This window comes from Roseibium sp. FZY0029 (assembly GCF_036350355.1).
In the GTDB taxonomy this organism is placed as follows: Bacteria; Pseudomonadota; Alphaproteobacteria; order Rhizobiales; family Stappiaceae; genus Roseibium.
Window position 1 is genome coordinate 194,721 of the sequence record NZ_JAZDVZ010000006.1, and the last position, 21,458, is coordinate 216,178.

A 21,458-nucleotide genomic window follows, 5' to 3' on the forward strand; every position below is an offset into this window, starting at 1 on the left:
GAAGAGTGGCTGTCGCGCGTCAAATGACGTCTCCTTTAGGCCGCCGGAGCCGGGATGCGTCCGGACCTTCCAAGATCATCTTGCCCCGCAATCAGCCGCCCGAACAGGGAATTGGACCCGATGTCAACGATTTCCACCGCTTGTATCGACCCGATGAGGTGTTCAGGTGCATCCAGTTGCACCGGCTGCAACCAGGGCGACTTGCCGACAAGCTGTCCGGGATTGCGGCCGGTCTTCTCCAGAAGCACATCGCAGGTCATGCCGAGACGCGAGACGTTGAATGCCTTCTGTTGCTCGGCAACCAGTGCCTGAAGCTCGGCGAGCCGCGTGGACTTGACGTCTTCCGGCACCTGGTCGTCCATGGTCGCCCCGGGCGTGCCGGGACGGGAGCTGTATTTGAACGAGAAGGCCGAGCCGTAGCCGACCTGTCGAATCAGATCCATCGTGTCCTCGAAATCCCGGTCGCTCTCGCCCGGGAACCCGACGATGAAATCGCCGGAGAGCGCAATATCGGGAGCGGCCTCGCGAATGCGGTCGATCAGGCGGAAATACTCATCGCGCGTGTGCCGGCGGTTCATCGCCTTCAGGATCTTGTCGGAGCCGGACTGCACCGGAAGGTGCAGATAGGGCATCAGGCTTTTCAGGTCCCGATGCGCGGCAATCAGATCGTCATCCATGTCGCGCGGATGGCTGGTGGTGTAGCGCAGCCTGTCGAGACCGTCGATTTCCGACAGGCGCCGCAACAGCCGGCCCAGGCCCCAGACGGCACCATCCGGCGAAATGCCGTGATAGGCGTTGACGTTCTGGCCCAGCAGGGTGATTTCCCGCACCCCGGCCGCCGCCATGCGCTCGGCTTCGGTGACGATCTGCTCGACGGAGCGGGAAACTTCGGCCCCGCGCGTATAGGGCACGACACAGAAGGTGCAAAACTTGTCGCAGCCTTCCTGAACGGTGAGAAAAGCGGACGGCGGGCGTTTCAGCACCTGCTTTTCGGCACGTTCCGACAGGTGATCGAACTTGGCGTCGATATCGAACTCGGTTTCGACGACCTTTGAACCCGCGCGGGCCTTTTCCAGAAGCGACGGCAGCTGATGGTAGCTCTGCGGCCCCACCACAAGATCGACGATGGGAGCGCGGCGGGAAATTTCCTCGCCTTCCGCCTGCGCAACGCAGCCTGCGACACCCACCATCATGTCCTTGCCGGATTTCGCACGCTCTTCCTTGACCTTGCGGATGCGGCCAAGCTCCGAATAGACCTTCTCGGCGGCTTTTTCACGAATGTGGCAGGTGTTCAGGATGACAAGATCCGCGTCTTCCAGATCGTCCGTCGCCTCGAAACCTTCCGGCGCCAGCACGTCGGTCATGCGCTCGCTGTCATAGACGTTCATCTGGCAGCCATAGGTGCGCACGAACACCTTGCGGGTGTTCCCGCCCTTGCGGGCGTCTGTCATGTCGGCGGCGGATACGACGGTGGCGTTCGTTTCCAGGTCTTGTTCAGGGCGGCTTGTCATTCGCTCCTCGTGGGGCTCCTTATGGCCTTCGTCAGTTGGCCTTTATCAGGCGGCCGGATGTCGTGAATGTCGATACCTTCATCGGGCAATTCACCCGGCACGGGCACTGGATCGATCCGTCCATCCTGCCCGGGACCCGCGCCTTTCAACGGCAGCGGACGGCACCTTGCAAATTCAGGCGCCAGCTTTAGCGGTTTTTTCCGCGTTTGAGAAGAACTCGCTTGGCTCGATTTCGCTGAAATCTTCGGTGTCGACCGGCTTTTGCAGCAGCGAGGCAATCGTCATGGCCCGAACCTCCGTTTCCAGACGGCGGCTCAGGGCTTTGCGGTCCGTCGTCCGGTCGACCAGAACCGGCTCGCCCCAGCGTACCACAACGTCGAGCGCACCGCGCGAGAAGATGCCCCACAGATGGCCTGCAAGCTCCATGTCGCCGTACCAGGCGACGTGCGGACGGTGGGCCCGGCCCATGGGCAGGCCGTAAAAGCCCTGATAGGCGACCGACAGCGGCTGCACCCAGACCTTTGACGTCTCGTCCTCACCGATGGCGCGGGTTGCAGCCCCCAGAAGCGCCGAGCGAAACGGCAGAACGCAATTGCCGTCGTTGGACGTGCCTTCGGCAAAGAGCACCATCGCGTCGCCGGCCGCCATGCGTTGGGCAATCGTATCGGCCACCTGGGCGGTTTCCGTGCGCCGGGTACGATTGACGAACACCGTGCGCTGAAGCCTGGCGAACAGGCCGAAAATGGGCCAGCCGGAAACCTCGGATTTGGCGATGAAGGAAAGAGGCATCAGCGAACCGACAACGGTAATGTCGACCCAGGATGCGTGGTTGGAGGCAATCAGCAGCGGCCGGTCCGCGGCAGGGGTTCCGATCTGCTCGATCTTGATGCCGACGAGCCGCGTCGCGATCCGGTGCCAGAGCTGAGGCAGTTTCCGTTGCATCGGGAGTTTGAGTTTCACCGCCAGCCATTGCAGCGGGATCAACACCAGCGAGACCAGTGTCAGAAGAAAGATAATGAGACCGGCCTTGATCTCAGCCATCGGCCTGATCATCCTTTTTGGTTTCAAGAGGAACGCCGTATAGCTCCAGCCGGTGATCGACCAGCCGGTAGCCCAGTTTCTTGGCGATGAACTCCTGCAAGGCTTCGATTTCCTCATTGCGGAATTCGATGACCTGGCCCGACCGCAGATCGATCAGGTGGTCGTGATGCTCGTCCGGAACGGTTTCGTAACGCGAACGGCCGTCGCGAAAATCGTGCCGTTCGATCATTCCCGCGTCCTCGAACAGCTTGACCGTACGGTAGACCGTGGAAATGGAAATGCCGGGATCGATGGCGACGGACCGGCGATAGAGTTCCTCAACGTCCGGGTGTTCGTCGGAGGCGGCTTCGATGACGGAGGCAATGACCCGGCGCTGTTCGGTCATGCGCATGCCTTTTTCGATGCACAGGTCCGCTAGCGCTGATTGCCGCTCTTCCGCCATTGCGATGCCATCCGCTGTCTGTTTCCGATACCGTATCTGTTACAGCGCTTAACCAAGATCGACGCGCATGACAAGCGCGGTGCCGTCTCCTCCACTGTCGCTGTAATAGCCCTTGCGGCTGCCGACCTCCTTGAAGCCGAGCGCCCGGTACAGCAGCAGGGCCGGTTCGTTGGCCGCGTCCACTTCCAGAAAAAGATGCTTGCAGCGCTCGCCGTACAGACGGAACAGGCCGGCTTCCATCAGCTTCTTGCCGATGCCGCGGCCGCGCTGGCGCGGGTGGACGGCAATCGTGATGACCTCGGCCTCATCGGCAGCGGTGCGCACGATCAGGAAACCAAGCGGCGCGCGCGTGCCGTAGGGGCTCGCCCGGCGCGCCACCAGAAACAAGGTTCCTTCGTGCGCCTTCATCCGGGCGAGTTCGTCCGTATTCCATTTGTGCTTGAATGACAGCGCGTGGATGTCGGCAATCTTCGGTAGATCTTCGTCCAACGCCTCTTCTATCACCGGCGGCTGGGTCCAGAACCACCAAAAGCTCATTGCCGTTCTATCCTTCCCTTCGTTTGCGGCGTCGCATCGGGCGGCCGCAAATAGAGTGGCGAAGGGGATGACCTCGAAGGATCGGCGGAGATCCCCAGTTCCGCAACATCCCGAATACCCGGGAAAGTGCTGCGGGACAATATCGCGCTTTCGGGAAGGCCAAGCTCCCTCGCGATTTTTTCCGATGCCGATCCTGCCAACCTTACGTCCTTGGGCAGGTGCGCCGCAAGGTCGGCAATCGTGCGAACACCAGCTTCATCAGCAGCTGTGCCGGACGCATGATAAAGCTGACAGTAGACTTCATCAGCCTTTCCCGTCAGCGCCACCAGAACGGGTCCGCCGTCATCTCCGGGCACAGCGGAACGGGCAATGGCCGCCAGCGTGGTCACGCCCACAACCGGCTTGCCCAGCACCAGGCCGAACCCACGGGCAACGGCCAGTCCGACACGCAGGCCGGTAAAGCTGCCGGGTCCGATGGTGACGGCAACGCGGTCGAGTTCGGAAAAGGTGGTGGACGATTCGGCCATGACCTCGCCGATCATGTCCATCAGCTTCTCGGCATGACCCCGGCCGATCTCTTCCCCGCACGCCTCGAAACACGCGGTTTCGGCACCGTCATCGAGAACGGCGGCGGCGCAATTGGCAAGGGCAGTATCGATGGCGAGGACGCGCATTCCGGTCTGGCTCATGGTTTTCGAATGTCACATGCCACTACCCCGCCGTGGGCCGGGAGTCGAGCGGGGCTTTGGACCTAAGTCCAAAGGGGGGCTTGCCTTCCACAAAGAATGGGAGTCGAAAATTCAGGCCGTCTGCGGCAGTTCAGAGGTGTTTTGCCGCGAAAAGGCGGTGGTCATCGTCACTTTTGCGAGTGACGAACCAGACTGGACAGACGCCCCACAGTCTTCGAACGAAAAAGGCCCGGCTGAACGGCCGGGCCTTTTTAAACTTTGCAAGGGTCATCCGATCAGATCGGGCGGACTTCCTCGACTTCCGGAACGAAGTGGCGCAGCAGATTCTGGATGCCGTGCTGCAACGTTGCCGTCGACGACGGGCAGCCTGCACAGGCGCCCCGCATGGAAAGGTAGACGATACCTTCCTTGAAACCCTTGAAGGTGATGTCGCCGCCATCCTGCGCAACCGCCGGGCGCACCCGGGTTTCCAGGAGTTCCTTGATGGTGCTGACGGTGTCTGCGTCACCTGCCTCGAAGAACTCGCCTTCCTCGATATTTTCCGCTTCGCTGGTCGCCATGACCGGCTGGCCGGACATGAACTGCTCCATGATCACACCAAGAATGGCGGGTTTCATATGCTGCCAGTCGGTTTCGTCCTTGGTCACGGTCACGAAGTCGTGGCCGAAAAAGACCGCTACCACGCCCGGCACGTCGAACAGTTTCTGCGCCAGCGGCGATACCCCGGCATCCGCCTTGGAGCGGAAGTCGTAGGTTCCCTCCGGCAGGACAACCCGTCCTGGCAGAAATTTGAGTGTCGCCGGATTCGGAGTGGCTTCGGTTTGAATGAACATCTTGTCTCGTCCTTGCGCTTCTGGTCGCGCCCGTGTTGCCGGCTTCGTTTTGCGCCTCACCTCCATCGCAAAACGCCGATGAATGTTTCTAACGTATCTCGCGACAGTTTGGAACCGTTAAAAACTAGATAGGTGCAGTTCCTGCCCGGTCAAGCAATCTCTGGAGAAACCGGACAGCTGCTTGCGCGGATCATGCCAATGCGGCGATGGAATCATCATCCAGATTGCCCGGCACGATCGTTACCGGAATCGGGAACGTTCCAGCGGATTTTCCGGCAATCGAAGACACCAGAGGCCCTGGCCCTTCCGAGCCTGTGCTGGCGGCGAGGATCAGAATGGCGATGTCGGCATCGGCCTCGATCAGCTCCATTATCTCCTCGGCCTTTGTCCCTTCCCTGACCACCGTTTCCGGTTCGGTGCGGGCAACGGACCGCACGCGCTCGGCGGCTTTGGCAAGGGCTGCTTCGGCTTCTTCCTGGGCTTCCGCCCGCATGATGTCTTCAACCCCCAGCCAATGCTGGAAGTCGCCTGGTGCAATGATGAAGACCAGCGTCACGACGCCGCCGGTCCGGGCCGCCCGTTTGGCGGCATATACGATCGCCCGGTCACATTCGGGCGTTTCGTCGACCACAACCAGAAACTTCCGGCGGTGGCCTTCCTCGTTGCTTTTTCGAATAGCTACCATGGGGCGCATGCTGCCACCGGTCCGCGCGCTCCGCAAGCGGCGAAATCGCCGCGCACGAAGCGCTCAACCAGTGTCTTTCGGACCCGCCCTAGAGGATGAACTTCGACAGGTCGACGTTCTTGGCAAGGTCGCCGATGTTGTCGCGGACGAACTTGCCCGTGATCTCCACCTCCTCACCGGGCCGGTCCGGCGCGGTGAAGGAAATCTCATCGAGAATGCGTTCCATCACCGTCTGCAGGCGGCGGGCGCCGATATTCTCGACCGAGGCATTGAGATCGACCGCAATGGACGCGATCTCGTCAATGGCGTCCTCCGTGAAGCTCAGCTTGACCTGTTCCGTTTCCATCAGCGCCACATACTGCTTGATGAGGCTGGCTTCCGGTTCGGTCAGGATCGCGCGGAAATCGTCCTTGTCGAGCGCCCGCAATTCCACCCGGATCGGCAAACGGCCCTGCAGTTCCGGCAGAAGGTCCGAAGGCTTGGCAACGTGGAACGCGCCCGAAGCGATGAACAGGATATGGTCGGTTTTCACCGGTCCATGCTTGGTGGAGACGACCGTGCCTTCGATCAGCGGCAGAAGGTCACGCTGCACGCCTTCGCGTGAAACGTCGGCTCCCGCGCGGCCTTCACGGGCGCAGATCTTGTCGATCTCGTCCAGGAAGACGATGCCGGAATTCTCGACCAGCGCAATTGCCTCTTCCACCACCTTGTCGTCATCGAGCAGCTTGTCAGACTCCTCGTTGATCAACAACTGGTAGCTGTCGCCAACGGTGGTGCGTTTTGTCTTTGTCTGTCCGCCGAACGCCTTGCCCAGGAGATCGGAGACATTCATCACCCCGACGCTGGCTCCCGGCATGCCCGGCAGATCGAAGCTCGGCATCTGGGCCTGCGCCCGGACCTCGACCTCGATTTCCTTGTCGTCCATGTCGCCGTTGCGCAACTTGGTGCGGAAGCTGTCCCGGGTCGCCGGGCTTGCGTTCTTGCCGACCAGCGCATCCAGAACGCGTTCCTCGGCCAGCATATGCGCTTTCGCCTTCACCGCTTCGCGCTTCTGATCGCGCACCAGCGTGATGCCGGCTTCCACCAGATCGCGGACGATCTGCTCCACGTCGCGGCCCACGTAGCCGACTTCGGTGAACTTGGTGGCTTCCACCTTGGTGAAGGGCGCATTGGCGAGCTTTGCCAGGCGGCGGGAAATCTCGGTCTTGCCGACACCGGTCGGGCCGATCATCAGAATGTTCTTCGGCAGAACTTCCTCGCGCATCTGGCCCTGAAGCTGCTGGCGGCGCCAGCGGTTGCGCAACGCAATGGCGACCGCGCGCTTGGCATCTTTCTGGCCGACGATGTAGCGGTCGAGTTCTGAAACGATCTCACGCGGAGAAAAATCGGACATTGTTTAAGACACGCCTTCTTTACTTACGAGTTCCATCAGCAGGCTGTCGCCGGTGCGCCCCAGAAGCGCTTCGATCTCTTGAAAGCCAGCTTTACGATAGGCTTTCACGGCTCTGAGATTGGCCGGATCCGGATCGATGATGATCCGCTCATGGCCTTGTTCACGCAGTTCGTGGACGAATGCCTGCAACGTTCTTGTTCCAAGCCCCCGGGACAGATCTTCCTCGGCAGCTATCGACAGGTCGACACCGACGGCCTCGGCCGGCAGCAGATCCAGCCAGGGATACTCCGCAGCATATGCGCCGCCCTGCTGATCGCCGACAAACCAGACCTGGATATAGCCCTTGTCGACGCCGCCTTCCTGGAAAATGAAAGGCCGGGTCGTATCCCTGCCTTCGACCATGTCCCGGATGTTGTTCAATTCCTCTTCCGGATCGCCCCACCAGTGCCGCCAGTGCGGCCGCGCCATCCAGGTCGCCAGTATCGGCAGATCTTCGGCGGTGACGGGGCGAAACGAAATCATTGGCCGCTACTCAGCGGTATCCAGCGATTCGACCGTCACGCTGGCGTTGGTGTAAACGCAGATTTCCGCCGCAACAGCCATCGCCTTGCGGGCTATGGTTTCCGCGTCATAGTCGGTATCGGCCAGGGCACGTCCGGCGGCGAGGGCGTAATTGCCACCCGAGCCGATGCCCATGACACCGCCTTCCGGTTCCAGAACATCGCCCGTACCGGTCAGCACCAGCGACACATTCTTGTCGGCCACCAGCATCATTGCCTCCAGACGGCGCAGATACCGGTCGGTGCGCCAGTCCTTGGCAAGTTCCACGCAGGCGCGCATAAGCTGGCCCGGATACTGTTCCAACTTCGCCTCAAGGCGCTCGAACAGCGTGAAGGCATCGGCGGTGGCACCGGCAAAACCGGCAATAACCTCGCCCTTGGCCAGCAGGCGGACCTTGCGGGCGGTGTGCTTTATGACGGTCTGGCCGAGGGAGACCTGGCCGTCACCGGCGATCACCACCTTGCCACCCTTGCGCACCATCATGATCGTCGTACCGTGCCACTGGGCCGGTTCGCGCGTTTCGCTCATTCAATCCTCTTGGCAATCTTCATGGTCTTCTGTCTGCCGCCCTATGTAGGCGGCAAAACGGGCTTTTCCAAGCAGTCAATGGAATCCAGCCCGTCGCAGACCGATCTCAGAGCCGCCGGAGACCAGCCCACGGCAGGCCTTTTCGCTTTGAATTTCGCCGGAAAACCGCACCGTCAGTGCGACATCTCGATCCGGGTTGCCCGCAAGAGAGCCTCCACCAGCTTGTCGAGCTGAGCGCCTGCCCGGTCGTCGGCGAGTTCACCCTTGTCGTCGAATGCGCCGGCAGCCTTGGAAACGGCCACCATCTGCGGCAGGACCATTGCCCCAAGACCGACTTCCAGGATGGTGCGCATTCCGATCAGACCCCGCATGCCGCCGTATGCGCCGGGAGAGGCGGAGCCGAGCGCAAACATCTTGTTCCTGTACGGATCGCCCGGTTCCTTGACGCGGCTGATCCAGTCGAGTGTGTTCTTCAACAGCGGCGTGACGCCGGCATTGTATTCCGGGCAGGAGAGAAAGACGCCATCGTGCGCCAGAAACAAACGTTTCAGTTTCTTGGCGTTTTCCGGGGCGCCACTGGTTTCTTCCAGATCGCCATCATAGATCGGCAACGGATAATCCTTCAGCGACAGATGCGTTACGTCCGCATCCAGGATCGCAAGTTTCTTGGCAGCCAGGGCTGCAAGTTTGCCGTTGAAGGACCCGCCCCGGACCGAGCCCGAGCAAACGAGGATCTTAGGATTGCGCATCAGAACCTACCCAACACTTGTCCGGCCCACGCTTGACGCAGCGCGGCGAATACCTGACGGCAAGTGTAGGGCGCTTTTCAGGAAATGGGAGGGTCTCGTACCCGCTTTCCCCTGCCGTCTGATGCCTCAATGGGCCTTGCGATAGACCCAGACGCGCGCCGGAGGCAGGTTCTTCCAGACCCAGTCCGAACTGAAGACGGAAACCGAACGGCTGTCCGGTTTGACCGGGGCAACCAGCCCATAGGAAAACTGGATGAAAGGCGCACCCGGCTTCAGAAGCTCCAACGCTTCCGCCAGCAGAGCCTTGCGCACCGTTTCCGGCCGCGTCAGCAAAGGCAGGGACGAGACGATGCCGTCCAGCGAATGCCGCTGGCCTTCTGCCGCTGAAAACGTATCCCCGGCACGGCCAAGGGTTTCGCCAAGGGCATAGGCATCACCCTGCACAACTTTCAGCCCCGGATATCTGCGGGTCAGAAGCTCGCAGAACTCCGGACAGTATTCGATGAGACTGAGCTGATGCGACGAAAACCCGCGCTCCAGGATCGCCTTGGTCACGACGCCGGTTCCCGGCCCGAGTTCAACAACCCTTGAATGCGGCCGCGGCGTGAGAAAGGACGCCATCCTGGCGGCAAGTTCCGGCCCAGATGGGGCCACGGCCCCGGTTCGAAGCGGATTTTGGGCCCAGGAGCGAATGAATTTGACTTCATCCAGCACCTTTGCCCGAACGGCACTGGCCTTTTCAAGCTTTTCCCGAAAGGCTTCCCGGCGCGAGCTATTGCGTTTCAGCATCTTTCCTCACTCATCCCCATGGAGGGAATATAGGAGTGATTGCAATAAGATGCCATGGGCAAGCGCACAGATTGCACGCGCAAGCTGCCCATTTCCGGCCGCTTATGCACCGAGATTATCTATGAAATCTTTCACCTTGGAGAAAAAGCCCGCGGATTCGGGGTGGTTCTCGCCGGAAGATTCCTTTTCGAATTCCGCCAGGAGTTCGCGTTGGCGCCGGGTCAGATTGGTCGGCGTTTCGACGGTGACCTGGATGTACATGTCGCCATGCTGACTGGACCGCATGATCGGCATGCCCTTGCCGCGCAAGCGGAACTGCTTTCCGGTCTGCGTGCCTTCGGGAACCTTGACGCGGCTGGTGGCCCCTTCGACCGTCGGCACATCGAACTGACCGCCCAGTGTCGCCGTCGACATGGAAATCGGCACACGGCAGTAAAGATCGGCGCCGTCGCGCTGGAAGAGTTCGTGCGGTCTGATGGACAGGAAAATATAGAGATCGCCCGCGGGTCCGCCGCGTACGCCTGCTTCGCCTTCACCCGCCAGCCGGATGCGTGTTCCATCCTCGATACCGGCCGGAATGTTGACCGACAGCGTCCGCTCCTGCGTCTTGCGCCCGGAGCCGCCACAGCCTTCACAGGGGTCGGTGATCACCTGGCCGCGGCCCTGACAGCTCGGGCAGGTGCGCTCGAGCGTGAAGAAGCCCTGTGCGGCACGCACACGGCCTGCTCCGCCACAGGTGCGGCAGGTGGTCGGGCTGGTGCCGGGCTTTGCGCCCGAACCGGAGCAGTCGTCACAGGTAACGCTGGTTGGAACCTCGATCTCCACCGTCTTTCCGGTGAAGGCGTCCTCCAGCGTGATATCCAGATTGTAGCGCAGGTCCGCGCCGCGCTCGCGTCCGCCGGACCGGCGGCCGCCACCTCCACCCATGCCGAAAAACTCTTCGAAGATATCGGACATGGTGGAAGAGAAGTCGTGGGCTCCCGCACCACCGCCGCCAAAACCACCGTTTTCGAAGGCCGCATGGCCGAAACGGTCATAGGCTGCACGCTTCTGACTGTCCTTCAGCGTGTCATAGGCCTCATTGACTTCCTTGAACTTGGCTTCGGCGGCCTCGTCGCCCGGATTGCGGTCCGGGTGAAACTGCATGGCCATCTTGCGGTAAGCGCTTTTCAGCGCTTTTTCATCCGCATCGCGCGAAACACCCAGCACCTCATAGAAATCACGTTTCGACATCAAGATCTTCCGGTCTTGTTGTTGCGCCGCAGGCGGCCTGGCAAAGGCCGGCGCCTATTACGGCGAAGGCGCCGCGCACAAGTGCCTGTCTCATCAGGCAGTCGAGCACCCGGCGCCGGGATTGGACCAGCCAGCCGGAGGACCGGCTGGCTGGCGCTTTTCGGTTAAGCGGATTTTTTGTCGTCGTCTTCTTTGACTTCTTCGAAATCCGCATCGACGACATCGTCTTCAGCCTTGGCTTTCGGATCGGCTTCCTCGCCGTCCTCGGCCTGGGCGTCAGCCTGAGCTGCCTGATACATGGCTTCGCCAAGTTTCATGGAAGCTTCCGCCAGGGCCTGGGTCTTGGCCTTGATGTCTTCAAGGTCTTCGCCTTCAAGAGCAGACTTCAGGGAGGCGAGAGCGGTTTCGATCGCGGACTTGTCGTCCTCGGAAACCTTGTCGCCATAATCCTTCAGGGACTTTTCGGTGGAATGGACCAGGGATTCGCCCTGGTTCCTGGCTTCCACCAGTTCCTTCCGCTTCTTGTCCTCATCGGCATGGGATTCAGCGTCCTTGATCATCTGGTCGATGTCGCTGTCGCTGAGGCCGCCGGAGGCCTGGATGCGGATCTGCTGTTCCTTGCCGGTGCCCTTGTCCTTTGCGGACACGTTGACGATACCGTTGGCGTCGATGTCGAAGGTGACTTCGATCTGCGGAACACCGCGCGGTGCCGGCGGCAGGCCGACCAGGTCGAACTGACCGAGGATCTTGTTGTCCGCAGCCATTTCACGCTCACCCTGGAAGACGCGGATGGTCACGGCCGTCTGATTGTCTTCAGCGGTCGAGAACACCTGGCTCTTCTTCGTCGGGATCGTCGTGTTGCGGTCGATCAGACGGGTGAAGACACCGCCAAGCGTTTCGATGCCGAGCGACAGCGGGGTCACGTCGAGCAGCAGAACGTCCTTGACGTCGCCCTGCAGAACGCCGGCCTGGATCGCAGCACCCATGGCCACGACTTCGTCCGGGTTCACACCCTTGTGCGGTTCCTTGCCGAAGAACGTCTTCACGGTTTCCTGGATCTTCGGCATGCGGGTCATGCCGCCGACCAGAACCACTTCGTCGATTTCACCGGCTGCAACGCCAGCGTCTTTCAGAGCGGCTTTCATCGGCTCGATGGTGCGCTTGACCAGATCCTCGACCAGCGACTCGAACTTGGCGCGGGTGAGTTTCAGTGTCAGGTGCTTCGGACCGGAGGCATCCGCCGTGATGAACGGCAGGTTGATTTCGGTCTGGGACGAGGACGAAAGTTCGATCTTCGCCTTTTCCGCAGCTTCCTTCAGACGCTGCAGGGCCAGCTTGTCGTTCTTCAGGTCGATGCCCTGGTCCTTCTTGAACTCGGACGCAAGGTAGTCGACGAGGACCATGTCGAAGTCTTCACCACCGAGGAAGGTGTCACCGTTGGTGGACTTCACTTCGAAGACGCCGTCGCCGATTTCCAGGATGGAAACGTCGAACGTGCCGCCGCCAAGGTCGTAGACCGCGATGGTCTTGCCGTCGTTCTTGTCGAGACCGTAGGCAAGCGCTGCTGCCGTCGGTTCGTTGATGATGCGCAGGACTTCGAGACCCGCGATCTTGCCGGCATCCTTGGTGGCCTGACGCTGTGCGTCGTTGAAGTAGGCCGGAACGGTGATGACCGCCTGGGTCACTTTTTCGCCGAGATAGCTCTCAGCGGTTTCTTTCATCTTCTGAAGGATGAAAGCAGACACCTGGGACGGGGAGTATTTTTCGCCGTTGGCTTCCACCCATGCATCGCCGTTGTCGGCCTCGACGATTTCGAAAGGAACAAGCTTCTTGTCCTTGTCGACCGTCGGGTCGGAGTACCGGCGACCGATCAGGCGCTTGACCGCGAACAGGGTGTTGGTCGGGTTCGTGACCGCCTGGCGCTTGGCCGGCTGGCCGACGAGACGCTCGCCATCGTCGGAGAAGGCCACCATCGAAGGGGTGGTGCGGGCGCCTTCTGCGTTTTCAATTACTTTGGGATCCTTGCCGTCCATGACGGCGACGCACGAGTTCGTCGTGCCGAGGTCGATACCAATGACCTTTGCCATTTCTGCCTCTCTTTCTAGCAAACCGGATAGACCCATAAAGGCGTCATTCCGGCTCCTCTCAGTTGGGTACCGGGTTTCCCCGGACATCGCACCAGAACGCTAGGCTCATGATTTGGCGCGAAGCTTGACCGCTATATAGGTGGATGAAACTTTGCCTGCAAGACATCTGTCCAATGACATTTTGCAGACTTTCCCTTCTTGGCCGATATTTCTTCCCAGATCGTTACCGCCATTGTCAGCTTTGCGAATTCCACATGCAATCGAGGGGGACCGTCAGGTTTTGCTCAAACGGGCACTGTAAACCGGTTAAGCTCGACCCTCACAGCAAAGCCCCTTTGGAAAGGAGACCAGACTTGCGCGATGCCCGCTTATGGAGCCGGCTTGAAGCCTGCCACCCGGACGACGTGGAAGCGGACTTCCCGTTTTCCGCACGCCTTGCCCGCGACAACGGCTGGAGCAAGGGTTTCGCGAAACGTGTCGTGACCGAGTACCTGCGGTTTGCCTATCTCAGCCGGCTTGGCGAAGGCATCGTGACGCCGAGCGACGAAGTGGACCAGGCCTGGCATCTGCACCTGACCTATACCAAACATTACTGGGAACCCTTCCGGGAAGCACTCGGAGGGCCGCTGCACCATATGCCGACGAAGGGCGGGCCGGACCAGGACGCCCGGTTCCGGCAGGCCTATGCAAGAACGCTCCGGCTTTATCGAGCCGAGTTCGGCGAACCGCCGCAGGACATCTGGCCGCCGGAAGACATCCGTTTCGGCAAGGCACCGGGATTTGTCCGGGTGAATGCGCAGGATGTCTGGATCATCCGCAAGCCGCAGTGGCCGAACCGGATCGCTCGCGTTGCCAGAAGGTTTGCAAATGCGCCCGCTGCCGTGCACTGCGCGCTGCTGGCCGCCCTCTCCCTTCTCCTGGGAACGAGGCTTGCCTTCGCCCATGGAGAGGCGCAAGGAGATACTTTTCTGGAAAGACTGGGCAACAGGGTCTGGCACTGGGCCACCATGCACACCACCGAGTTCGTGCTGACTCTCTTCATGATCGCTCTGGCGATAGCTATCCTTTCTCTGAAGTCGGGCGGGAACTCCTCCGGATGCAGCACGGGCTGCGGTGGCGGTGGAGGCAGCGGCTGCAGTTCCGGCTGCAGCGGTTGCGGCGGCGGAGACTGACCGAAGGACCGACCGTCAACCATGCAGGATATTCCCATCAACGGCCTGAGCGGGCTTTCCTATCTGCCGGGCTATTTCGATCGTGCGGGCCAGGATCAACTCCTGGACCAGATCCGCGCGATCGTGGCTGAAGCGCCGCTGTTCCAGCCGGTGATGCCGAAAACAGGGAAGCTCTTTTCGGTGCGGATGAGCAACTGCGGGCCACTCGGCTGGGTGTCGGATATACGTGGCTACCGCTACCAGCCGGCACATCCCGAAACGGGGCAGCCGTGGCCCGCCATTCCGGACGCCTTGACCCGCCTCTGGGAAGACGTCGCCGGCAAGGCCCCGCCTCCCGAAGCCTGCCTGATCAATTTCTATGATCAGGGCGCACGCATGGGCCTGCATCAGGATCGCGACGAACAGATGTTCGAGGCACCGGTCGTCTCTGTCTCTCTGGGAGATACGGCAACGTTTCGCGTCGGAGGCCTGTCCCGAAAGGACCCGACCAAATCCTTCCGCCTGCAGTCCGGCGATGTGGTCGTGCTTGGCGGCGAGGCCCGCCTTGCCTTTCACGGCATCGACCGGGTGCTGGCGGGCACTTCCACCCTTCTGAAGAACGGCGGGCGGATCAACCTGACGCTGAGACGGGTCAATCCGGCCTGACCCCTCATGCTTCCAGGTAGGTCGCCTCGAAGCTGACCGGAAAATTCACCGACCGGGCGATGAAACAGACCTTGTGAATCTCCTGGTGGATCGCATCGGCCTTTGCCAGGTCCGTGCCTCTGGGCACCGTAATGACCGGCTTCTGAACAGCCTTCAAAAACCGGCCTGCACCGGAAGGTTCCGTCTCTCCCGTCGCCTCTGGCGCATCCTCGTAGGCCATGACCGCAATGCCCGCGTCACTTGCCAGATGCAGGTACCAGAGCATGTGACAGCTTGCGAGGGCGGACAGGAGCAGGTCCTCCGGGTTATGGAGCGCCGGATTTCCGCCAAGCAGCGGGTCGTTTGAACAGAAGACCGGCGGTTTTCCCGGCGTGCGTATCTCCCAGGTCCGGTCGTAGGACCTGTAACTTCTCGTCCCCTCTCCCCGATTGCCGGTCCAGCGAATGAGAGACGTATAGCCGTGTTCCTTACTCATGCATCCTCCGAAATGTATACATTTATACATTTTTGATTTACAGGCTGCTGTCAAGGCTCTATTGCAAAACGAGGGAGGCGCCATGTCCGCAGAAAAAATCGCAGCGACACTCGAAGCCGACATCGTTTCTGGAATTTTCCGGCCGGGCGAAGAACTGAAACAGGGGGAGATCGCCGCCCGCTTTTCGGTGAGCCGCATTCCCGTGCGCGATGCCCTACAGCTCATGGCCGCACGAGGCCTGATCGACCTTGAGCGCAACCGCCGGGCCCGTGTGATCGATCTTTCCCCGTCAGAGATCGACGAGGTCTATCATCTGCGCGGCCTTCTGGAGACCGATTGCCTGCGGCATGCGATCAGACAATTGGAGGCGGACGATCTTGTGAAGATCGAGGCGGCCCTTGCCCACTCCAGTATCGACGCGGCATCCGATCGATGGGCCGACGGCGACTGGGCCTTTCACAAGAGCCTCTATGCACCTGCAAAACGGCCAAGAGAACTGTCGATGGTCGAAGACCTTCGGCGAACCTGCCGCATTCACATTGCCGGTTACGGCGTGTTGCCAACACTGACCGACAGATGGCTGAAGGACCATGAAGACCTGGTTGCAGCCATGAGGTCTCGCGCGGAAAATCGGGCGGTGGACATTCTCGCCCGCCATATCGCAGATGCGCGCGAGACGTTGCTGGCGGCAATGCCCGGCTAAACAGCCAAGGCATCCGCCAACCTTAGAAAAGCATATAGGTCGCCACGACCGCGCAGGCGGCAATGACCCAAAGGGCGACACGCCCGGAGCGGGTGTGACGCGCCTCCGCCCGGCCGATTGCCTCGGCGGTTTCGTCGTCGAACCTCAGCCCGCCATGTGTCATCTTTTCCAGCTCTTCCGACATCCGGCCGATCCTGTCGGCAAAGAGCGGCATGTCGTTGGCGATGCGCGCGAGTGCAGACAAGGCATCGCCCGCGTCCCGCAGTTTGCCGACCGGCCCGAGGTTATCCTTGATCCAGGTGCCGACCACGGGCTCCGCCGTCCGCCACATATCGAGATTGGGATTGAGCGAGCGCGCCACGCCTTCGACCACGACCATGGTCTTCTGCAGCATGATGAGCTGGGTCTGGGTCCGCATCTCGAACAGTTCGGTCACTTCGAACAACTGCGTCAGCAGGCGCGCCATGGAGATTTCGCTGGCATCGTGCCCGTGGATAGGCTCGCCGATGGCGCGGATCGCCTGGGCGAACATGTCGACATCCTGATGCGCCGGCACGTAGCCTGCCTCGAAATGAACTTCCGCCACCCGGCGGTAATTGCGGGTGATGAAACCGAACAGGATTTCCGCCAGAAACCGGCGTTCGCGCTTGTTGAGACGTCCGGTGATGCCGAAGTCGACGGCGACCAGCGTGCCATCCGCCTCAACGAAGAGATTGCCCTGATGCATGTCGGCGTGGAAGAAGCCGTCGCGCAGCGTGTGGCGCAGGAAGCTCTGGATCACGGCGGCCCCCAGCGCCTCAAGGTCGTGACCGGCTTCCTTCAGACCGTCGACGTCCGACATCTTCCGGCCGTCGATCCATTCCATGGTCAGGACGCCCTTGGCTGTGCGCAGCCATTCGACCGCCGGAACGCGGAAACCGGGATCCTCGGCGGTGTTCTCGGCCATTTCCGACAGGGCCGCAGCCTCAAGGCGGAAGTCCATCTCCATCGCCACCGACTGCGCCAGGGTGTCCACCACCGCGACGGGCCGCAGACGCCGTGACGGCGGATGGAACCGCTCGGCCAGGCGCGCGACAAGATAATAGCTTTCAAGATCGCGCTGGAACCGGCGCGACACCCCGGGCCGCAGCACCTTGACCGCAACCTTTCTCTCCGTGCCATCCTTGTCCAGGATCACGGCCGGATGCACCTGCGCGATCGAAGCGGCTGCAACTGCTTGACCGAAGGAGACGAAAAGCTCGTCGAGGGGCTTGCCGAGTTGTTCTGCCACGGCGGCGCAGGCCTCGTCATGGTCGAAAGCCGGCAGCCGGTCCTGAAGGGCCGAAAGTTCGCGCGCGGCCTCCTTGCCGACCACATCGGCCCGGGTCGCCAGGAACTGGCCAAGCTTCACATAGGACGGCCCAAGCTTGTTGAGCGCATCGGACAGGCGCAGATCAGCCCGCTTGTTGCGAACGGACCGGCGCTCCAGAAGCCGCGCCATGGCAATGGCGAACCTTGGGCCGGCTGGCAGATCCGGAAGCGAAACGAGGCCGAAAACGCCTTCGCGCGCCATCACGAAACCTGCCCGCGCCAGGCGGAGAAGAGGCATTACCGGAAGGGCCATGTATCAGAGTTTCCAGCCGTAATGCAGGGCGGCAATGCCACCGGAATAGTTGCGGTAGCCAACGCGCTCGAATCCGGCTTCGCGGATCATGTCGGCAAAGCGCTCCTGGTTAGGGAAATTGCGGATCGATTCCACCAGATACTTGTAAGGATCCCCATCGCCCGTCACCCAGCGGCCCATGGCCGGGATCGCGTTGAAGGAGAAGGTATCATAGACCTTGTCGAGCATCGGCACGTCGACTTCGGAGAACTCCAGACACATGAAGCGGCCCCCCCGCTTCAGAACCCTGTGCGCTTCCCGCAGGGCCTTGGGAATATCCGGGACGTTGCGGATGCCGAAGGCGATCGTATAGGCATCGAAGCTCTTGTCGGGAAACGGCAGTTCCTCGGCATTGCCCTGGCTGAAGGTTATGAGATCGGAAAGCCCGGCCTTCTCGGCCCGATCCCGGCCGACGCCGAGCATGCTTTCGTTGATATCGCACACCACCGCACGGGCGGTTTCGTTGGACCGGCGCACCACACGGGTCGCGATGTCGCCGGTGCCGCCGGCCACATCCAGCAGCCGCCAGCTGGAGCTTGCGGTCTTGGGCGGAGCCAGGAAGGAGACCATGGCATCCTTCCACACCCGGTGAAGACCGCCGGACATCAGGTCGTTCATGAGGTCGTAGCGTTCGGCAACCTTATGGAAAACATCGTCCACAAGCGCCTGTTTCTGACCCTCGGCAACCTTCGTGAAGCCGAAACTCGTCGGCATTTCTTCCGGTGCGCGGTTCGGCCTGGCCGACTGCCCGTGTGGCTGTTGCGTCATGAAAGCGCCTCCAAGACCGCCCCGCGCCGCGGCACGCCTGCCGGCTGCGGGTCTGGTCGCTTCTTACCCGTTGGACAAGCCGCCTGTTGAAAGTGCTGGCGGATTGCCGTTTCGAAACTATCTTCAAAGTGCGCCGGACCATAGTACAAGCCATTGGCAAGCGCTATCGGTGCCGGCCACCAAAAACCATATGCCGCAGGCCTATAGCCTGCCATGACAGCGGATACCAGACCTCTCATGCCCGAACTTCCGGAAGTCGAAACCGTCAAGCGCGGCCTTGCCCCCACTTTCGAAGGGGCGCTGATTACAAAGGTTGACCAGAACCGGCCGGATCTTCGCTTTCCCTTTCCCGCGGACTTCGTCAACCGGCTCACCGGCCGCAGGCTGACCGTCCTGTCACGCCGGTCCAAGTATCTGCTGGGCGATGTCGACAGCGGCGATGTGCTGGTGATGCACCTTGGCATGTCTGGATCGTTCCGGATCGAAAACGATCTTGCCGATGCAACGCCAGGCACCTTCGCCCATGCCCGCAGCAAGGACCCGAAGCATGACCATGTGGTCTTCCATCTGGAGGCGGCAGACGGCGCGCGCGCCCGGATCGTCTACAACGATCCGCGCCGGTTCGGCTTCATGGACCTGATTGCCCGTCCCGTGCTTGCGGACCATCCCTTCTTTCGCGACCTCGGCCTGGAACCTCTCGGCAATGACATGGGCGGCGAAACGCTGGCGCGGCTGTTCAAAGGGCGCAAGACGCCGCTGAAGGCGGCGCTTCTCAATCAGAAACTGATCGCAGGCCTCGGCAACATATATGTGTGCGAAGCGCTCTGGCGAACCGGGCTGAGCCCGGAACGGGCCGCCGGAACGCTGGTGACGCGGACAGGCCGGCCGACAAAAAAGGCGGTGGAACTTGCCGCCAATATCCGCGCCACGCTGGAGGATGCCATCAAGGCTGGCGGGTCCTCGCTGCGCGATCACACGCAGGCGGATGGAACTCTTGGCTACTTTCAGCATTCCTTTGCAGTCTACGACCGCGAGGGGGAGATCTGCCGGACACCCGGCTGCACGGGCACCGTGGCGCGCCTTGTTCAGTCGAACCGGTCGACCTTTCATTGCCCGGTCTGTCAGACCTGACCTGTCCGATCGGTCAAGCTTGCCAGACCCGCCCGACCTCGGGTAGGCATTGCCGATGAACTACACGTACAGGAAACCGCAGGCATCCGGTTCCGGGCTCATGAGAGACCCGTTTGTCCGGCCCGCCACGGGTTCCAGCACCGGGAGTTGTCAACATGGGTTATGAAAACATCCGCGTCGAAAAACGGGGGAAAGTCGGCCTGATCACTTTGGACCGGCCGAAAGCCTTGAACGCGCTCAATTCGGCTCTGGTTTCCGAACTGGGAACGGCGCTTGACGGCTTCGATGCGGACGAGCGGATCGGCTGCATCGTCATCACCGGCTCGGAAAAGGCCTTTGCCGCCGGTGCCGACATCAAGGAAATGCAGCCGCACAATTTCTCATCCGCCTACCAGACGGATCTGATCACGCCTTTCGACCGGGTATCGCGCAACCGCAAGCCGATCATCGCCGCCGTGGCGGGCTATGCGCTTGGCGGAGGCTGCGAGCTGGCCATGCTGTGCGACTTCATTATCGCCGCGGACACAGCCAAGTTCGGCCAGCCGGAAATCACCCTTGGCGTTATTCCAGGCGCCGGTGGCACCCAGCGTCTGACGCGGTTCGTCGGCAAGTCCAAAGCCATGGAAATGGTCCTGACCGGGCGCATGATGGATGCAGAAGAAGCCGAGCGCAGCGGGCTCGTCAGCCGCATCGTTCCGGCAGACGACCTGTTGGAGGAAGCGCTGAAAGCCGCCGAAAAGATCGCCGATTTCTCGCTTCCCGTCGTCATGATGGCCAAGGAGAGTGTCGACCGGGCCTATGAAACGACGCTTTCGGAAGGCGTTCGCTTCGAACGGCGCGTCTTCCAGGCCCTGTTTGCACTGGAAGACCAGAACGAAGGCATGAGTGCCTTCACCGAGAAACGGGCACCTCAGTTCCGGAACAAATAAACTACGGCGTTCAACGATAAAGCCGTTGACGGCGTCCGAAAGCGCGATTATAAGCAGCGCCCAATCGGTGGCGGTTTTCCGCCGCCGTTGTTTTTTGATCGGGTCTTGCAGCTTTTGCTCCCTTGTCCCGATCGCCACCGGACACTAGTCCCAATTACCGATCAGGATAGAGCCCATGGCCAACACACCATCGGCCAAGAAGGCGGCCCGTAAAATTGCCCGCCGGACGGCCACGAACAAAGCCCGTCGCAGCCGCGTGCGCACCTACCTGCGCAAGGTTGAGGAAGCAATTGCTTCCGGCGATCAGGCCGCTGCAAACGAGGCCTTCAAGGCTGCACAGCCGGAAATCATGCGCGCTGCCGGAAAAGGCACGATGCATGCCAATACGGCCTCCCGGAAGGTTTCCCGCCTCAATGCCCGTATCAAGGCACTCAGCGCGTAACCGAACCGTCATATGAGCGTTAAAAAGACCCGGCCCGAGTGCCGGGTTTTTTTTAGCCACGCAATTTTGTGGATGACCTGATTCAGCAACCTAGGCGCGCAATATTGCAATTTCTACCGAGTATTACGGTGTCATGAAAAATTGTTATTTTTCAGATACTTATGCACATGTACCATTGAAGGAAGGCGATCAATCCGGATTCGATACGAGTCAAGCTATCAGTTCCGAAATTTTTTTTGAAATTGTTGTTTTTGGAGTGTGACAGGGCTCGTCAGCGGCAAAAGTCATTGCGGTAAAACGCATTTGCTGCGTCGCCAGCTGAGACCAAAAAACCACGATCCGGGGAAAGAAACAGGCACTTTCCGCCATTCGCAAAAACACGCTGTTGCCCCTTCGGTCGCGGTCTGTATATTAACGATACGGCTGGCGGGAAAGACCAGCGATCAACTTAAGTACGGTGCTTGGAAAACAAT

Annotated in this window: 23 protein-coding genes; 6 read left to right on the top strand and 17 right to left on the bottom strand. The window is 60.9% G+C overall.

Annotation, left to right across the window (positions count from 1 at the left end):
- Nucleotides 1-35: 35 nt before the first annotated feature.
- The 14 genes from miaB to dnaK all read right to left on the bottom strand — a co-directional run bounded on the left by miaB (nucleotide 36) and on the right by dnaK (nucleotide 13,078).
- Nucleotides 36-1,487, bottom strand: a complete 1,452-nt coding sequence (miaB, locus tag V1T76_RS18680) for a tRNA (N6-isopentenyl adenosine(37)-C2)-methylthiotransferase MiaB (protein ID WP_442970151.1) — start codon at nucleotides 1,485-1,487, stop codon at nucleotides 36-38.
- 198 nt (nucleotides 1,488-1,685) lie between these two features.
- Nucleotides 1,686-2,552, bottom strand: coding sequence for a lysophospholipid acyltransferase family protein (locus tag V1T76_RS18685; RefSeq protein ID WP_330562151.1), 867 nt, complete (start codon nucleotides 2,550-2,552; stop codon nucleotides 1,686-1,688).
- The gene (locus tag V1T76_RS18690) at nucleotides 2,545-2,994 is read right to left on the bottom strand and encodes a Fur family transcriptional regulator (protein ID WP_330562152.1); all 450 of its coding nucleotides are present in this window, start codon (nucleotides 2,992-2,994) and stop codon (nucleotides 2,545-2,547) included. Before V1T76_RS18690 ends, V1T76_RS18685 begins: the two co-directional genes overlap by 8 nt.
- Before the next feature lie 48 nt (nucleotides 2,995-3,042).
- Complete coding sequence (gene rimI / locus V1T76_RS18695) at nucleotides 3,043-3,531, bottom strand: ribosomal protein S18-alanine N-acetyltransferase (protein WP_330562153.1); 489 nt, start codon at nucleotides 3,529-3,531, stop codon at nucleotides 3,043-3,045.
- Nucleotides 3,528-4,205: a tRNA (adenosine(37)-N6)-threonylcarbamoyltransferase complex dimerization subunit type 1 TsaB gene (tsaB, locus tag V1T76_RS18700; protein WP_330562343.1), complete on the bottom strand. Its 678-nt coding sequence runs from the start codon at nucleotides 4,203-4,205 to the stop codon at nucleotides 3,528-3,530. The genes rimI and tsaB overlap by 4 nt, the downstream gene beginning before the upstream one ends.
- A 290-nt stretch (nucleotides 4,206-4,495) precedes the next feature.
- Nucleotides 4,496-5,053, bottom strand: a complete 558-nt coding sequence (locus tag V1T76_RS18705; protein WP_006935410.1) for a NifU family protein — start codon at nucleotides 5,051-5,053, stop codon at nucleotides 4,496-4,498.
- 190 nt (nucleotides 5,054-5,243) lie between these two features.
- Nucleotides 5,244-5,738: a universal stress protein gene (locus tag V1T76_RS18710; RefSeq protein WP_006935409.1), complete on the bottom strand. Its 495-nt coding sequence runs from the start codon at nucleotides 5,736-5,738 to the stop codon at nucleotides 5,244-5,246.
- A gap of 88 nt (nucleotides 5,739-5,826) precedes the next feature.
- Nucleotides 5,827-7,131 carry an ATP-dependent protease ATPase subunit HslU gene (gene hslU, locus V1T76_RS18715; protein ID WP_330562154.1) on the bottom strand — a complete coding sequence of 435 codons (1,305 nt, stop codon included), beginning with the start codon at nucleotides 7,129-7,131 and terminating at the stop codon, nucleotides 5,827-5,829.
- Nucleotides 7,132-7,134: 3 nt separating this feature from the next.
- The gene (locus V1T76_RS18720; RefSeq protein WP_330562155.1) at nucleotides 7,135-7,653 is read right to left on the bottom strand and encodes a GNAT family N-acetyltransferase; all 519 of its coding nucleotides are present in this window, start codon (nucleotides 7,651-7,653) and stop codon (nucleotides 7,135-7,137) included.
- Between the two features lie 6 nt (nucleotides 7,654-7,659).
- Nucleotides 7,660-8,220: an ATP-dependent protease subunit HslV gene (gene hslV / locus V1T76_RS18725; RefSeq protein WP_006935406.1), complete on the bottom strand. Its 561-nt coding sequence runs from the start codon at nucleotides 8,218-8,220 to the stop codon at nucleotides 7,660-7,662.
- A 173-nt stretch (nucleotides 8,221-8,393) separates the two neighbouring features.
- Nucleotides 8,394-8,969: an NADPH-dependent FMN reductase gene (locus tag V1T76_RS18730; protein ID WP_330562156.1), complete on the bottom strand. Its 576-nt coding sequence runs from the start codon at nucleotides 8,967-8,969 to the stop codon at nucleotides 8,394-8,396.
- Nucleotides 8,970-9,095: 126 nt separating this feature from the next.
- Nucleotides 9,096-9,758, bottom strand: a complete 663-nt coding sequence (locus V1T76_RS18735; protein ID WP_330562157.1) for a class I SAM-dependent methyltransferase — start codon at nucleotides 9,756-9,758, stop codon at nucleotides 9,096-9,098.
- Between the two features lie 102 nt (nucleotides 9,759-9,860).
- Nucleotides 9,861-10,991 carry a molecular chaperone DnaJ gene (gene dnaJ / locus V1T76_RS18740; RefSeq protein ID WP_330562159.1) on the bottom strand — a complete coding sequence of 377 codons (1,131 nt, stop codon included), beginning with the start codon at nucleotides 10,989-10,991 and terminating at the stop codon, nucleotides 9,861-9,863.
- Between the two features lie 164 nt (nucleotides 10,992-11,155).
- Complete coding sequence (dnaK, locus tag V1T76_RS18745; RefSeq protein ID WP_330562160.1) at nucleotides 11,156-13,078, bottom strand: molecular chaperone DnaK; 1,923 nt, start codon at nucleotides 13,076-13,078, stop codon at nucleotides 11,156-11,158.
- A gap of 353 nt (nucleotides 13,079-13,431) precedes the next feature.
- Here dnaK and V1T76_RS18750 point away from each other — a divergent pair, with 353 nt between their 5' ends.
- Both V1T76_RS18750 and V1T76_RS18755 read left to right on the top strand, forming a co-directional pair.
- Nucleotides 13,432-14,250, top strand: coding sequence for a glycine-rich domain-containing protein (locus V1T76_RS18750; protein ID WP_330562161.1), 819 nt, complete (start codon nucleotides 13,432-13,434; stop codon nucleotides 14,248-14,250).
- 21 nt (nucleotides 14,251-14,271) lie between these two features.
- Nucleotides 14,272-14,895 carry an alpha-ketoglutarate-dependent dioxygenase AlkB family protein gene (locus tag V1T76_RS18755; RefSeq protein WP_330562162.1) on the top strand — a complete coding sequence of 208 codons (624 nt, stop codon included), beginning with the start codon at nucleotides 14,272-14,274 and terminating at the stop codon, nucleotides 14,893-14,895.
- A gap of 4 nt (nucleotides 14,896-14,899) precedes the next feature.
- Here V1T76_RS18755 and V1T76_RS18760 read toward each other — a convergent pair whose 3' ends face one another.
- Nucleotides 14,900-15,370 (bottom strand): OsmC family protein, encoded by a 471-nt coding sequence (locus V1T76_RS18760; RefSeq protein ID WP_330562163.1) that lies wholly within the window; start codon nucleotides 15,368-15,370, stop codon nucleotides 14,900-14,902.
- Between the two features lie 82 nt (nucleotides 15,371-15,452).
- Here V1T76_RS18760 and V1T76_RS18765 point away from each other — a divergent pair, with 82 nt between their 5' ends.
- Nucleotides 15,453-16,073, top strand: coding sequence for a GntR family transcriptional regulator (locus V1T76_RS18765; RefSeq protein WP_330562164.1), 621 nt, complete (start codon nucleotides 15,453-15,455; stop codon nucleotides 16,071-16,073).
- A gap of 22 nt (nucleotides 16,074-16,095) precedes the next feature.
- Here the strand turns inward: V1T76_RS18765 and ubiB are convergent, their stop codons facing one another.
- Entirely contained in the window at nucleotides 16,096-17,676 is a 1,581-nt protein-coding gene (gene ubiB / locus V1T76_RS18770; RefSeq protein ID WP_330562165.1) for a 2-polyprenylphenol 6-hydroxylase, read from the bottom strand.
- A 3-nt stretch (nucleotides 17,677-17,679) separates the two neighbouring features.
- Nucleotides 17,680-18,429: a bifunctional demethylmenaquinone methyltransferase/2-methoxy-6-polyprenyl-1,4-benzoquinol methylase UbiE gene (gene ubiE, locus V1T76_RS18775; protein WP_330562344.1), complete on the bottom strand. Its 750-nt coding sequence runs from the start codon at nucleotides 18,427-18,429 to the stop codon at nucleotides 17,680-17,682.
- Nucleotides 18,430-18,720: 291 nt separating this feature from the next.
- Here ubiE and mutM point away from each other — a divergent pair, with 291 nt between their 5' ends.
- The 3 genes from mutM to rpsT all read left to right on the top strand — a co-directional run bounded on the left by mutM (nucleotide 18,721) and on the right by rpsT (nucleotide 20,985).
- A complete protein-coding gene (mutM, locus tag V1T76_RS18780; protein WP_330562166.1) occupies nucleotides 18,721-19,614 on the top strand; it encodes a bifunctional DNA-formamidopyrimidine glycosylase/DNA-(apurinic or apyrimidinic site) lyase in 894 nt (297 codons plus the stop codon).
- Between the two features lie 155 nt (nucleotides 19,615-19,769).
- Nucleotides 19,770-20,543 carry an enoyl-CoA hydratase gene (locus V1T76_RS18785; RefSeq protein ID WP_330562168.1) on the top strand — a complete coding sequence of 258 codons (774 nt, stop codon included), beginning with the start codon at nucleotides 19,770-19,772 and terminating at the stop codon, nucleotides 20,541-20,543.
- Between the two features lie 175 nt (nucleotides 20,544-20,718).
- Complete coding sequence (gene rpsT / locus V1T76_RS18790; protein WP_006935381.1) at nucleotides 20,719-20,985, top strand: 30S ribosomal protein S20; 267 nt, start codon at nucleotides 20,719-20,721, stop codon at nucleotides 20,983-20,985.
- The last annotated feature ends 473 nt before the right edge of the window (nucleotides 20,986-21,458 follow it).